The 12,789-nt window shown below is 72.1% G+C and carries 12 protein-coding genes; 5 read left to right on the top strand and 7 right to left on the bottom strand.

The genetic code is table 11. The annotated features are described in order from the left end of the window. Window positions 1–31: 31 nt before the first annotated feature. The 4 genes from ACFYNO_RS11225 to ACFYNO_RS11210 form a co-directional block, all read right to left on the bottom strand. Window positions 32–616 carry a TerD family protein gene (locus tag ACFYNO_RS11225; RefSeq protein WP_388008963.1) on the bottom strand — a complete coding sequence of 195 codons (585 nt, stop codon included), beginning with the start codon at window positions 614–616 and terminating at the stop codon, window positions 32–34. Window positions 617–876: 260 nt separating this feature from the next. Continuing rightward, window positions 877–1,452: a TerD family protein gene (locus ACFYNO_RS11220; RefSeq protein ID WP_388008960.1), complete on the bottom strand. Its 576-nt coding sequence runs from the start codon at window positions 1,450–1,452 to the stop codon at window positions 877–879. A gap of 167 nt (window positions 1,453–1,619) precedes the next feature. Then, window positions 1,620–2,078: a peroxiredoxin gene (locus tag ACFYNO_RS11215; protein ID WP_388008957.1), complete on the bottom strand. Its 459-nt coding sequence runs from the start codon at window positions 2,076–2,078 to the stop codon at window positions 1,620–1,622. Window positions 2,079–2,356: 278 nt separating this feature from the next. Beyond that, the gene (locus tag ACFYNO_RS11210; RefSeq protein WP_388008954.1) at window positions 2,357–2,791 is read right to left on the bottom strand and encodes a DUF3052 domain-containing protein; all 435 of its coding nucleotides are present in this window, start codon (window positions 2,789–2,791) and stop codon (window positions 2,357–2,359) included. A 460-nt stretch (window positions 2,792–3,251) separates the two neighbouring features. On the opposite strand from ACFYNO_RS11210, the gene aceE reads away from it, so the two are divergent. The 3 genes from aceE to ACFYNO_RS11195 all read left to right on the top strand — a co-directional run bounded on the left by aceE (window position 3,252) and on the right by ACFYNO_RS11195 (window position 8,315). Further along, window positions 3,252–6,002: a pyruvate dehydrogenase (acetyl-transferring), homodimeric type gene (gene aceE / locus ACFYNO_RS11205; RefSeq protein WP_388008951.1), complete on the top strand. Its 2,751-nt coding sequence runs from the start codon at window positions 3,252–3,254 to the stop codon at window positions 6,000–6,002. A 192-nt stretch (window positions 6,003–6,194) separates the two neighbouring features. Then, window positions 6,195–6,884, top strand: a complete 690-nt coding sequence (locus ACFYNO_RS11200) for a TetR family transcriptional regulator (RefSeq protein ID WP_388008948.1) — start codon at window positions 6,195–6,197, stop codon at window positions 6,882–6,884. Window positions 6,885–7,145: 261 nt separating this feature from the next. Further along, window positions 7,146–8,315: an alpha/beta hydrolase gene (locus ACFYNO_RS11195; RefSeq protein ID WP_388008945.1), complete on the top strand. Its 1,170-nt coding sequence runs from the start codon at window positions 7,146–7,148 to the stop codon at window positions 8,313–8,315. A gap of 24 nt (window positions 8,316–8,339) precedes the next feature. On the opposite strand, the gene ACFYNO_RS11190 is transcribed toward ACFYNO_RS11195, so the two are convergent. Continuing rightward, entirely contained in the window at window positions 8,340–9,350 is a 1,011-nt protein-coding gene (locus tag ACFYNO_RS11190; RefSeq protein ID WP_388008942.1) for an aldo/keto reductase, read from the bottom strand. Then, complete coding sequence (locus tag ACFYNO_RS11185; RefSeq protein ID WP_388008939.1) at window positions 9,347–9,808, bottom strand: MerR family transcriptional regulator; 462 nt, start codon at window positions 9,806–9,808, stop codon at window positions 9,347–9,349. Before ACFYNO_RS11185 ends, ACFYNO_RS11190 begins: the two co-directional genes overlap by 4 nt. A 124-nt stretch (window positions 9,809–9,932) precedes the next feature. On the opposite strand from ACFYNO_RS11185, the gene ACFYNO_RS11180 reads away from it, so the two are divergent. Continuing rightward, entirely contained in the window at window positions 9,933–10,763 is an 831-nt protein-coding gene (locus ACFYNO_RS11180; protein ID WP_388008936.1) for a serine hydrolase domain-containing protein, read from the top strand. A gap of 7 nt (window positions 10,764–10,770) precedes the next feature. Here ACFYNO_RS11180 and ACFYNO_RS11175 read toward each other — a convergent pair whose 3' ends face one another. Then, window positions 10,771–11,787: an NAD(P)-dependent alcohol dehydrogenase gene (locus ACFYNO_RS11175; protein ID WP_388008933.1), complete on the bottom strand. Its 1,017-nt coding sequence runs from the start codon at window positions 11,785–11,787 to the stop codon at window positions 10,771–10,773. A 122-nt stretch (window positions 11,788–11,909) separates the two neighbouring features. Between ACFYNO_RS11175 and ACFYNO_RS11170 the strand changes: the two genes are divergently transcribed. Continuing rightward, window positions 11,910–12,704, top strand: coding sequence for a helix-turn-helix domain-containing protein (locus tag ACFYNO_RS11170; RefSeq protein WP_388008930.1), 795 nt, complete (start codon window positions 11,910–11,912; stop codon window positions 12,702–12,704). Window positions 12,705–12,789 lie beyond the last annotated feature (85 nt).

Here is a 12,789-nt window from a genome sequence, read left to right as displayed (position 1 = left end):
CGCAGGTCACATCATCATCTTGACGTGACCTTTACTGTACGTTGACTCCGAAATCCAGGGCGATCCCACGAAGCCCGGAGGCGTACCCCTGACCGACGGCGCGGAACTTCCACTCCCCCTGGTAGCGGTACAGCTCACCGAAGATCATCGCGGTCTCACTGGAGGCGTCCTCGGTCAGGTCGTAACGGGCGATCTCCTCGCCGGTCGCCGTGTTGACCACCCGGATGTAGGCGTTGCGCACGTGGCCGAAGCTCTGTGCGCGCGCGTCCGCGTCGTAGATCGAGACCGGGAAGACCACCTTGTCCACCTGCGCGGGGACCAGGTCGAGGTTGACCACGACCACCTCCTCGTCCCCCTCCTCGCCCTCGGCTCCGCCGACCAGGTTGTCACCCAGGTGCTCGACCGAACCCTCAGGACTCTTGAGGTTGTTGTAGAAGACGAAGTACTCGTCACCGAGCACCCTGCCACCCGCGCACAGAAGCGCGCTCGCGTCGAGGTCGAAGGGCGCGCCGGTGGTCGACCGGGCGTCCCAGCCGAGCCCGATCTGCACCTGTGTCAGATTCGGCGCGACCTTGCTCAGCGAGACGTTTCCGCCCTTGACGAGCGTGACACTCATGGTGGTTCTTCCTCCCACTCCCTGGCGGCCCGCGCCGTGATCGCGGTACGGGCCGACTTCCATGTCTACGCCCGCCCGAGGCCGATCAGTCCTGAACCGCCCACTGAACATGCTGAACTTGGAACCTATCAAGCAGTCGCGCAAGCATTTCCGGCCAGCGGGGTCGCGGGCCCGGCCGACGGGCCCCAGGTGGTGCGAATGCCGACGGCCCGCCGCGCGGTTCGCGCGGCGGGCCGTCGGTCGCGGCCGGTGGGACCGGCTCAGACGTTCACCCCGAAGTCCTGGGCGATGCCGCGCAGGCCGGAGGCGTAGCCCTGGCCGATGGCGCGGAACTTCCACTCCGCACCGTTGCGGTAGAGCTCGCCGAAGACCATCGCGGTCTCGGTGGAGGCGTCCTCCGAGAGGTCGTAGCGGGCGATCTCGTCGCCGCCGACCTGGTTGACCACCCGGATGTAGGCGTTGCGCACCTGGCCGAAGTTCTGGCCGCGGGTCTCCGCGTCGTAGATCGAGACCGGGAAGACGATCTTGGCGATGCCGGCCGGCACGGTGGCCAGGTCGACCTTGATCACCTCGTCGTCGCCACCACCGGAGCCGGTGAGGTTGTCGCCGGCGTGCTCGACCGAGCCGTCCGGGCTCTTGAGGTTGTTGAAGAAGACGAAGTCGGCGTCCTTGGTGACCTTGCCGAGCTCGTTGCAGAGCAGGGCGCTGGCGTCCAGGTCGAAGTCGGCGCCGGTGGTGGTCCGGGCGTCCCAGCCCAGACCGATCAGCACCGCGGTCAGGCCCGGCGCCTCCTTGGTCAGCGAGACGTTTCCGCCCTTGCTCAGGCTCACACCCACAGGTACCTCCAGAAGCTGTCGTCGTTCGCGTTGATCCCGTAACAGTGCGGGCCCTCATCCGGCCAACGGGCCGATCGTACTGTCGGGTTCCCGCGTGCACGGCGAAACGGCCCGGCGTGGCAGCGGATCGCTGCCACGCCGGGGCCGTCAGAGCCGTGCGGGAGGGGTCAGAGCGCCTCGATCGCCGACAGGTACTCCTTGGTGTCCCGGGCGTCCGGGAGGCCGTTGACGATCGACCAGCGCACCACGCCGGCCTTGTCGATCACGAAGGTGCCGCGCACCGCGCAGCCCTTCTCCTCGTCGAAGACGCCGTAGGCGCGGGAGGCCGCACCGTGCGGCCAGAAGTCGGAGAGCAGCGGGTAGTCCAGGTTCTGCTGCTCCGCGAAGACCCGCAGGGTGAACGGCGAGTCGTTGGAGACCGCCAGCACCTGCACGTCGCCGTTCTGCAGCCGCGGCAGCTCCTGCTGGATCTCGCAGACCTCGCCGGTGCAGACGCCGGTGAAGGCGAAGGGGTAGAACACCAGGACGACGTTCTTCTCGCCCCGGAAGTCGGAGAGCTTGACCAGCTCGCCGTGCTGGTTCTTCAGCTCGAAGTCCGGAGCCTGGGTGCCGACCTCGATGGCCATGGTGAGGGACCTTTCTCAGCGGAGCACTGCGCTGCGAGGAGCAGTGCGCGGCGGCCGGCAGCCACCGCGGCCACATCCTCGCATCCGTTTGGGCCGATTCGGCCGAACGGGTGAGAACAGGGGTCCCTTCGGGGGTAGTTTCGCCGGGGGCGAACAGTGGTCCGGGCGTCCGCCACGAACCGGGCCCGGAAGCGGACGGCCCCCGCTGGAGGAAGCTCCAGCGGGGGCGTCAACGCCTGCCGCGACGGGTCGTCACGAGGACTCCCGGCGGGATGGGCTCAGCGCTTGGACTTCGCGGCCTTCGGAGTGGCCAGCCGGGTGCCGGCCCAGTCGGCCGCCACGGCGATCGAGCTGGTCTGCGAGAGGCCGGCGGTCTGCGCGGCCTCGGCGACCTCATGGGCCTCGATGTGGCCGCTGCGACCCTTCTTCGGCGTCAGCAGCCAGATCAGCCCGCCCTCGACCAGGTACTCCTGGGCGTCGACGAGGGCGTCGGTCAGGTCCCCGTCCTCCTCGCGGTGCCACAGCAGGACGGCGTCGGCGACGTCGTCGTAGTCCTCGTCGACGAGTTCCTCACCGGTGACCTCCTCGATGCCCTCGCGGAGGCTCTGGTCGGTGTCGTCGTCGTACCCCAGCTCTTGGACGATCTGACCGGGCTCGAAGCCCAGCTTGGCGGCCGGGTTGGACTTGTCCGCGGGGTCCGCGGTCGCGCTCACGGGAATAACCTCCAGTATTTCGGCCCGGCGTCGGTGCCAGGGCTGTGGCCGTAGTCCACACGGGCGCGGCGGTTCGCGCAAGTACCCGACCCCCGATCCCACCCAAAGGTTGACGTGTCGTCCCAAGACACGCCGTGTCCTGTGCCGGGAATCACACCGATTTGCCCTTTTGCGCACCGTTCGCCCATGCTGCGGATGCCCGTGCGCCGGGCTCCGGGTTCCGCCTGGCCGCCCGCGATGCGAACGGCATTCGAGAGCAGCGAGATCACCGGCGTAGAGTCTCCTGTTGGCCCTCACTCCGGCGGGCCAAGGCGGACCGCCGGCCGCACGCCACCTGAACCGGAGCCCTGACCAGGGGTGACGGTTACCGATCGGTAGAGATGACGGATCTCCGAGCGCGGTAGCACGATGGAGGCGGCGCGACACACACCACAGATTCGTCCGACAGTGAAGGAACAGCGTGGCTTCCGGATCAGATCGCAACCCGATCATCATTGGCGGCCTTCCGAGTCAGGTCCCGGACTTCGATCCCGAGGAGACCGCGGAATGGCTGGAGTCGCTCGACGCGGCCATCGACGAGCGCGGTCGTGAGCGCGCCCGGTACCTGATGCTCCGCCTGATCGAGCGCGCCCGCGAGAAGCGTGTCGCCGTGCCCGAGATGCGCAGCACCGACTACGTCAACACGATCGCGACCAAGGACGAGCCGTTCTTCCCCGGCAACGAGGAGATCGAGCGCAAGGTCCTGAACGCGACCCGCTGGAACGCGGCCGTGATGGTCTCGCGGGCGCAGCGCCCCGGCATCGGCGTCGGCGGGCACATCGCCACCTTCGCCTCCTCCGCGTCGCTCTACGACGTCGGCTTCAACTACTTCTTCCGCGGCAAGGACGCCGAGGGCGAGTCGGGCGACCAGATCTTCTTCCAGGGTCACGCCTCCCCCGGCATCTACGCCCGCGCCTTCCTGCTGGACCGACTCTCCGAGCAGCAGCTCGACGCCTTCCGGCAGGAGAAGTCGAAGGCGCCCTACGGCCTCTCCAGCTACCCGCACCCGCGGCTGATGCCGGACTTCTGGGAGTTCCCCACCGTCTCCATGGGCCTCGGCCCGCTGGGCGCGATCTACCAGGCGCGGATGAACCGCTACCTGGAGCACCGCGGCATCAAGGACACCTCCCAGTCGCACGTCTACGCCTTCCTCGGCGACGGCGAGATGGACGAGCCCGAGTCGCTCGGCCAGCTCTCGCTGGCCGCCCGCGAGGGCCTGGACAACCTGACCTTCGTCGTCAACTGCAACCTGCAGCGCCTCGACGGCCCGGTCCGCGGCAACGGCAAGATCATCCAGGAGCTGGAGTCGCAGTTCCGCGGCGCCGGCTGGAACGTCATCAAGCTGGTCTGGGACCGCACCTGGGACCCGCTGCTGGCCCAGGACCGCGACGGCGTCCTGGTCAACAAGCTGAACTCCACCCCGGACGGCCAGTTCCAGACCTACGCCACCGAGTCCGGTGCGTACATCCGGGAGAACTTCTTCGGCGGCGACCTGCGGCTGCGCGCCATGGTCGAGAACATGACCGACCAGCAGATCCAGCACCTGGGCCGCGGCGGCCACGACCACCGCAAGGTCTACGCGGCGTTCAAGGCGGCCCGCGAGCACAAGGGCCAGCCGACCGTGATCCTGGCCCAGACCGTCAAGGGCTGGACCCTGGGTCCGAACTTCGAGGGCCGCAACGCGACCCACCAGATGAAGAAGCTGACCACCGAGGACCTGAAGCGCTTCCGCGACCGGCTGCACCTGCCGATCACGGACAAGCAGCTGGAGGAGGGCTACCCGCCCTACTACCACCCGGGTCGCGACTCGGAGGAGATCCAGTACATGCACGACCGCCGGCAGGAGCTCGGCGGCTACGTGCCGACCCGCAAGGTGCGCCCGCGCCGGCTGGAGCTGCCCGGCGACGACGCGTACAAGGCGGTCAAGAAGGGCTCCGGCCAGCAGACCATCGCCACCACGATGGCCTTCGTCCGGCTGCTCAAGGACCTGATGCGGGACAAGGGCATCGGCAACCGCTTCGTGCCGATCGCGCCCGACGAGTACCGCACCTTCGGCATGGACTCGCTCTTCCCGTCGGCCAAGATCTACAACCCGCTGGGCCAGACCTACGAGTCGGTCGACCGCGAGCTGCTGCTGGCCTACAAGGAGTCCCCGAGCGGCCAGATGCTGCACGACGGCATCTCCGAGGCGGGCTGCACCGCCTCGCTGATCGCCGCCGGCTCGTCGTACGCGACCCACGGCGAGCCGCTGATCCCGGTCTACGTCTTCTACTCGATGTTCGGGTTCCAGCGCACCGGCGACCAGTTCTGGCAGATGGCCGACCAGCTGGCCCGCGGCTTCGTGCTGGGCGCCACCGCCGGCCGCACCACGCTGACCGGTGAGGGCCTGCAGCACGCGGACGGCCACTCGCACCTGCTGGCCTCCACCAACCCCGCCGTGGTCGCCTACGACCCCGCCTACGGGTTCGAGATCGCCCACATCGTCCAGGACGGCCTGCGCCGGATGTACGGCTCCTCCGCCGAGCACCCGAACGGCGAGGACGTCTTCTACTACATGACGGTCTACAACGAGCCGATCCGGATGCCGGCCGAGCCGGAGAACGTGGACGTCGAGGGCATCCTCAAGGGCCTGCACAAGTACCAGGCCGGCACCGCCGGCCAGGTCCCGGCGCAGATCCTCGCCTCCGGCGTGGCCGTGCCGTGGGCGCTGGAGGCGCAGCGCATCCTCGCCGAGGAGTGGAACGTCCGGGCGGACGTCTGGTCGGCCACCTCCTGGAACGAGCTGCGCCGCGACGCGGTCGAGGCCGAGGAGTTCAACCTGCTCCACCCGGAGGAGCCGCAGCGGGTGCCGTACGTCACCCAGAAGCTGCACGGCGCCGAGGGCCCGGTGGTGGCCGTCTCCGACTGGATGCGCGCCGTGCCGGACCAGATCGCCCGCTGGGTGCCGAACCAGTACCAGTCGCTGGGTGCCGACGGCTTCGGCTTCGCCGACACCCGCGGTGCGGCCCGCCGCTTCTTCCACATCGACGCGCAGTCGATCGTGCTGGGCGTGCTGACCGAGCTGGCCAAGCAGGGCAAGGTCGAGCGCTCCGCGCTGAAGGAGGCGCTGGACCGCTACCAGCTGCTGGACGTGGCCGCCGCCCACCCGGGCGAGGCCGGCGGCGACGCCTGATCCCGTCGCCGACGCACCGAGGGCCGGCTCCCCGCAGGGGGAGCCGGCCCTCGGCCGTCCGGCCGGCGGGTGGCGCCCGGGTCCTGCCCGTCCCCACGAGCGCGTCGGCACGCGGGCACCACCGCCGACAGAATATGACAGCGGCTGCCATCACTACCATGGGGGCCGCTCCGGGCGCGCTATCGTGACCTCATGGGCCCGACCTCCACAGCGCCGCAGGCCGGCGTCCCCGGTCTGCGCGAGCGGAAGAAGCAGCGCACCCGGGACGCCCTGGTGGACGCCGCGCACCGGCTGTTCCTCAGCCACGGCTACGCGCAGACCACGGTGGACGAGATCGCCGCGGCGGTGGACGTCTCGCAGCGCACCTTCTTCCGCTACTTCGCCAACAAGGAGGAGGCCGCCCTCGCGGTGCTGGCGGACTCGGAGGACTACTTCATCGAGCGGCTGGCCGAGCGGCCTCCCGAGGAGCCGCCGCTGCGGGCGATGCGCGCCGCCGTCTGCGCCTCCTGGCGGGACCTGAGCGCGGCGCACCACCAGGGCGGCCGCGGCGTCACCGCCGCGCTGGAGCTGGTCCAGCTGATCGAGGGCACGCCCACCCTGCTGGCCGCGCAGCTGCGCCGGTCCGCCGAGGGCGAGCAGCGGGTGGCCCGAATCCTGGCCGAGCGCGAGGGGCTGGACCCGGCCACCGACCTGCGGCCGCGGCTGCTGGCGGCCGTCTTCGGCGCCGCCGTGCGCAGCGCGCACCTGTCCTGGTCCGTCGGCCCCGGCGCCCCGGAGGGGCCCGAGGGGGGCCGGCAGGAGGGGCCCGAGGGGATCATCGCGGTGATCGAACAGCATCTGGACCAGCTCGGCCCGGCCCTGGTGGACGGCCACTGGCGCTGAGCGGACCTTCGCGGGCCTTCGGCGTGGCTGACGCCCGCGCGTCAACTGCGGCCTGACACTCCGTCGGGTGACCCTACCAGCGGCCGCGGGGCCCCAAGCACACCCGGACACCGATACGCCAGATCGGCTCCACTGTGATTCAACCCACAGTTTGGCGCCGCTCCATCACGGTTCCGGAGGCCATACGCTGGCCGACTGTACCCAGACTGTTCCCGGGCCGGCTGTCCTCGACCGCCCGTCGTACCAACAGGAGTTGACGCGATGCAGCGCAGGCGGCTGAAGCGCCTTATGATCGGCGCTTTCGCGACCTGCGCGGTGCTGGCGGACGCCGGTGCCGCCGCGGCCCAGGCCGCCGCCGCCAACGAGCAGGTGGCGATCACCACGCCGCCGGCCGGCTCCGCCGCCTGGGCGCAGGACCACTCGCTGGGCCGCGCGCTGCCCGACCCGGCCACCGCGGATTCCGCCACCGTGGCCGCCTTCTTCGCCTCGCTCAGCCCGGCCCAGCAGGACCAGCTGGTCCGCGAGTACCCGCTGGTGGTGGGCAACCTGGACGGCGCCCCGCTGCAGCTGCGCTACCGGGCCAACCGGATCGCGATCCAGAACGAGATCGCCCAGGCCGAGGCGCAGAGCACCGACGCCAAGCTGGACGCCGCGCAGCGCGCCACCGCCACCGCCCGGGTGAACGACAGCCGCCCGCTGCTCAACCCGGGCCGGCAGATCCTCGCCTTCGACCCGCGCAGCCGCGGCCTGGTGGCCGAGGTCTTCGGCGACCTGGCCACCGCCAAGCGGATCGCCGTGGTGGTGCCCGGCTCGGACAGCGACCTGGGCCACCACGACAAGAGCGACCACCCGCTGCAGGGCGCGGCCGGGATGGCCCGCGCGGTGCGCGCCGAGGAGCAGCGGCTGGCGCCGGACACCTCCACCGCGCTGATCGCCTGGACCGACTACGTCAGCCCGGTCGGCCTGGGCCCGGACGCGGTCACCTCCCGGCTGGCGGTGGCCGCCGCGCCCCGGCTGCTGCGGCTGCTGGACGGCCTGCAGCAGACCACCGCGCCGGCCGCGCCGCCGGCCCTGATCTGCCACTCCTACGGCACCGTGGTCTGCGGCGAGGCGGCGCCCAGGCTGCGCGGCGAGACCACCGACCTGGTGGTGCTGGGCAGCCCGGGGATGAACGTGGACAGCGCCGCCGGGCTGGGCACCGCCGTGCACGTCTGGGCCACCCGGAACCCGGCCGACTGGATCGGCAACGTGCCGTACCTGGAGGTCGGCGGGCTGGGCCACGGGGCCGACCCGACCAGCCCGGACTTCGGCGCCGAGGACATCTCCTCGGCCGGCGCGGTCGGCCACGCGGGCTACTTCGACCCGGGCACCACCAGTCTCTACAACTTCGCCGCCATCGCCCTCGGCGACTACCAGGACGTCAAGTACTGACAGCCGCCGGGCGGGCGCGGACCGCTACTCGCGGCCGACGCTGGTGAAGGCCATGTCCGGGTAGCGGTTGCCGGTCACCTGGGCGGCGATCGGCTCCAGCGCGGCCAGCTCCTCCGCGGTCAGCCGCAGCTCGGTGCTGGCCACGTTCTCGGCCAGCCGGGTGCGCTTGCGGGTGCCCGGGATCGGCACCACGGTCAGGCCGTGCACCTCGGCGCGCTGGGCCACCCAGGCCAGCGCGACCTGGGCCGCCGTCACCCCGCGCTCGGCGGCGATCCGCTGGATCGGCGCGATCAGCTCGGCGTTGGCCGCGGCCGCGTCGCCGTTGAACCGCGGCATGTTGCGGCGGTAGTCGTCGGCGGCCAGCTCGCCCGCGGCCGGCAGGCTGCCGGTCAGGAAGCCGCGGCCGAGCGGCGAGTACGGCACGAAGGCCACGCCCAGCTCGGCGGCGGCGCCCACCGCGCTCCGCTCGACGTCCCGGGAGAAGATCGACCACTCGGACTGCAGCGCGGCGATCGGGTGCACGGCGTGCGCCTCGCGCAGCTCGGCGCCGGTCACCTCGGACAGGCCCAGGTGGCGCACCTTGCCGGCCTTCACCAGCTCGCCCATCGCGCCGACCGAGTCGGCCAGCGGCACCTTGGGGTCGCGGCGGTGCATGTAGTAGACGTCGATGACGTCGATGCCCAGGCGCTGCAGCGAGCGGTCCACGGCGGCCCGGATGTACTCCGGCTCGTTGCGGATGCCGCGGCGGGTGGGGTCCTGCGGGTCGCGCTCGATGGCGAACTTGGTGGCCAGCACCACCCGGTCGCGGTTGGCCCGGACGAACGGGCCGACCAGCTCCTCGTTGGCGCCGCTGCCGTAGATGTCCGCGGTGTCGAAGAGGGTGACGCCCGCCTCCAGCGCGGCGTCCAGGGTGGCCAGCGCCTCGGTGGTGTCGGTCGGGCCGTAGAACTCGCTCATGCCCATGCAGCCGAGGCCCTGGACGCCGACCAGCGGGCCGTCGGTGCCGAGCTGGACGGTGGGGAGGGTGTTGCTCATTGGCGTGCTGCCTTCCCGGGAGTGCCTTGTGTACCGGTCGTGGTCGCGGACTGCTCCGCGTAGAGGTCGATCTTGTGGTCGAGCACCGCGAGGGTGGCGTGCAGGTCGGCGATTTTGGCCCGGACCTCGGTGCGGTGGGAGATCAGCAGCTCCCGCCGCTCCCGGGCCGTGCCCTCGCCCTGCCGGGCCAGCTCCACGTAGCGGAGCATGTCGGCCACCGGCATGCCGGTGAGCCGGAGCTTGCCCAGGAACTCCAGGCGGGCCAGGTCGCGGTCGCTGTAGAGCCGGCGGCCGCCGTGGGTGCGGTCGACCGGGTCCAGCAGGCCGATCCGCTCGTACCAGCGCAGCGTGTGGGCGGTCAGGCCGGTCAGCTCGGACACCTCGCTGATGCCGTGCCGCAGGGTGCCGTTGTACTGCTCCGCGCCGTCCGGACCGTATCCGGCGGTCTGCGCGCCCATGGCCGGCTCCTTCCTCGCTGTGTCCCGCTCGCCGCGGTGCGACGGGTACGACGCTATCGAGTTGGAGTGCACTCCAAGCAAACCCGGCGCCGGAAGAATCTCCGGCCGCACTACAGTGCTGGCCATGGAGAGTTTGCGGATGATCGAGGACTGGCCGGTGGACACCGCTGCGGCGGTGGTGGTGCGGGGTGCGGACGGCGCGGTGCTGGGTGCGCACGGCCCGCAGCACCACCGGTTCGAGCTGGCCTCGGTGACCAAGCCGCTGACCGCCTACGCCGCCCTGGTGGCCGTCGAGGAGGGCGTCTTCGAGCTGGACGACCCGGCCGGGCCGGACGGCTCCACCGTCCGCCACCTGCTGGCGCACACCTCCGGGCTGGCCTTCGACGAGCACCGGGCGATGGCGGCCCCCGGCACCCGTCGGCTCTACTCCAACGCGGGCTTCGACGTGCTGGCCGACACCCTGGCCGAGGCGGCCGGCATCCCGTTCGCGCAGTACGCCGCGGAGGCCGTCTTCCGGCCGCTCGGCATGGCGGACACCGCCATCGACCCGGCGCACCGGACCCCGGCGGGCGCCGGCGGCGTCTCCACCGCCGCCGACCTGGCCCGGTTCGCCGCGGAGCTGCAGGCGCCCAAGCTGCTGCACCCGTCCACGGTGGCCGCCGCCACCCGCGAGGTGTCCTTCCCCGGCCTGAGCGGGGTGCTGCCCGGCTACGGCCACCAGAAGCCCAACGACTGGGGCCTGGGCTTCGAGATCCGCGACTCCAAGGCGCCGCACTGGACCGGCTCGGCCAGCTCGCCCGGCACCTTCGGGCACTTCGGGCAGTCCGGCACCTTCCTCTGGGTGGACCCGGCCGCCGGGGCGGCCTGCGTGGCGCTGGCTGACCGGGCGTTCGGGCCGTGGGCGGCGGAGGTCTGGCCGGTGCTGACCGACGCGGTCCTGGCCGAACTGCGCTGACGGGGACTCAGCCGATCGCGATGACCACCTTGCCGAAGCTGCCGCCGGAGAGGTAGTGGCGGTAGGCCTCGCGGGCCTGCTCGAACGGGAAGACCGAGTCGATCACCGGGCGGATGCCGGTCACCGCCACCGCCCGGACCAGGTCGGCCAGGTCGGCCCGGCTGCCCACGAAGACCCGGCGGACGGTGGCCATGGTGCGGGCGTAGGTGGCGGTCGCGATCCGCAGCTCCGGCTCGACCGCGCTGCCGCCGACGAAGACCACCTCGCCGTGGAGGCCGGCCGAGCGCATCGACTGCTCGAAGGTGGCCGGGCCGACCGTCTCCACCACCAGGTCCGCGCCCTCGCCGCCGGTCAGCTCGCGCGCCCGCCCGCTCCACTCCGGCTCGACCCGGTAGTCGATCACCTCGTCGGCGCCCAGGGCGAGCAGCCGCTCCGCCTTCTCCGGCGCGGAGGTGGTGCAGATCACCCGGCAGCCCATCGCCTTGGCCAGCTGCAGCGCGAAGAGCGAGACGCCGCCACTGCCCAGGGTCAGCACGGTGCCGCCCGGGCGCAGGCCACGGCCGCCGGTGAGCGAGGTCCAGGCGGTGACCGCGGCGCAGGGCAGGGTGGCCGCCTCCGTCCAGCTCAGCGAGTCGGGCACGCCGACCGCCCACTCCTGGTCGAGCACCGCGTACTCGGTCAGCATGCCGTCCACGGTGTTGCCGAGCTGGTCGTAGAGGTGGGTGCTCAGCCGGCCGCCGGTCCAGCGCGGCCAGTAGCTCCCGACCACCCGGTCGCCGACCCGGAACCGGGTGACCCGGGCGCCGACGGCCACCACCTCGCCGGCGCCGTCGCTCAGCGGCACCACCTCGGGGCGGGAGGGCAGCGGGTAGCGGTCGTGCAGGATCAGCTCGTCGCGGCGGTTGAGCGCGGCGGCCCGGACCCGGACCAGCAGGCCGGTGGGGCCGGGTTCGGGGATCGGGTGCTCGCGCAGCCGCAGGCTCTGCTCCGGCTCGCCGGCGCCGGTCAGGTGGTAGGAGCGCATGGTGGTCCCTCCTGAGGGTTCGTCATCCGTGGATGTCCCGGATCGTCCGCGAACCCGCAGCGGCCCGGCAATTCCCCGCCGGGAATGGCCGGGTGGCGGTGGTCCGCGCTAGAACTGCCGGGGTGACCACTGCCGCTGCCGCCCACCCCGCCTTCCCCGCCGAACTGCGCCGCTGGCGGGCCACCCGCCGGCTCAGCCAGCTCGAACTCGCCGAGCGCGCGGGGACCACCCAGCGCCACCTGAGCTTCATGGAGTCCGGCCGCTCGCACCCCGGCGCGCCGATCGTGCTGCGGCTGGCCGAGTCGCTGGAGCTGGGCCTGCGGGAGCGCAACGCCCTGCTGCTGGCGGCCGGCTACGCACCCCGCTACCCGGAGTCCGAGCTGGCCGGGTCGCTGCTGCGGCCGGTCCGCGAGGCGCTGGACCGGATCCTCGAGGGGCACCTGCCCTACCCCGCGCTGGTGGCCCGCCCGCACGGCGAACTGCTGGCCTCCAACCCGGCGTTCGCGCTGCTCACCGAGGACGTGGACGCCGGGCTGCTGCGCCCGCCGGTCAACCTCTACCGGCTCGCCCTGCACCCGGACGGAATGGCCCGGCGGGTGCTCAACCTGGCCGACTGGGGCCGGCACATCACCGAGAACCTGACCGCCCGGGCCCGCCGCCACCAGGACCCGGCGCTCGCCGAACTCGCCGCCGAGCTGGCCGGCTACCTGCCCGCCGAGCCGGCCGCCCAGGACCCGCTCGGCTTCGCCGTCCCGCTGCGACTGCGCTGCCCCGAGGGCGAGTTGCGGCTGCTGACCACGCTGACCACCTTCGCCACCGCGGTGGACGTGACGGTGGCCGAGCTGCATCTGGAGGCGTTCCTGCCGGCCGACGAGCGGAGCGCGGCCATCCTGCGGGCCCGGGCCGCCGCCTGGTAGCGATTTGGTCTCTCTTCCGGCCAACGGGTGTAGCGGGCCCGCCGATCGGCCAGGGTACCCGTCAACTGGTGACAGCGGTGGGGGG

It is taken from the genome of Kitasatospora sp. NPDC006697 (assembly GCF_042869935.1).
Taxonomy (GTDB): domain Bacteria; phylum Actinomycetota; class Actinomycetes; order Streptomycetales; family Streptomycetaceae; genus Kitasatospora.
The sequence above is the reverse complement of the archived record's forward strand: the minus strand, read 5'-3'. Positions and strand labels throughout refer to the sequence as shown.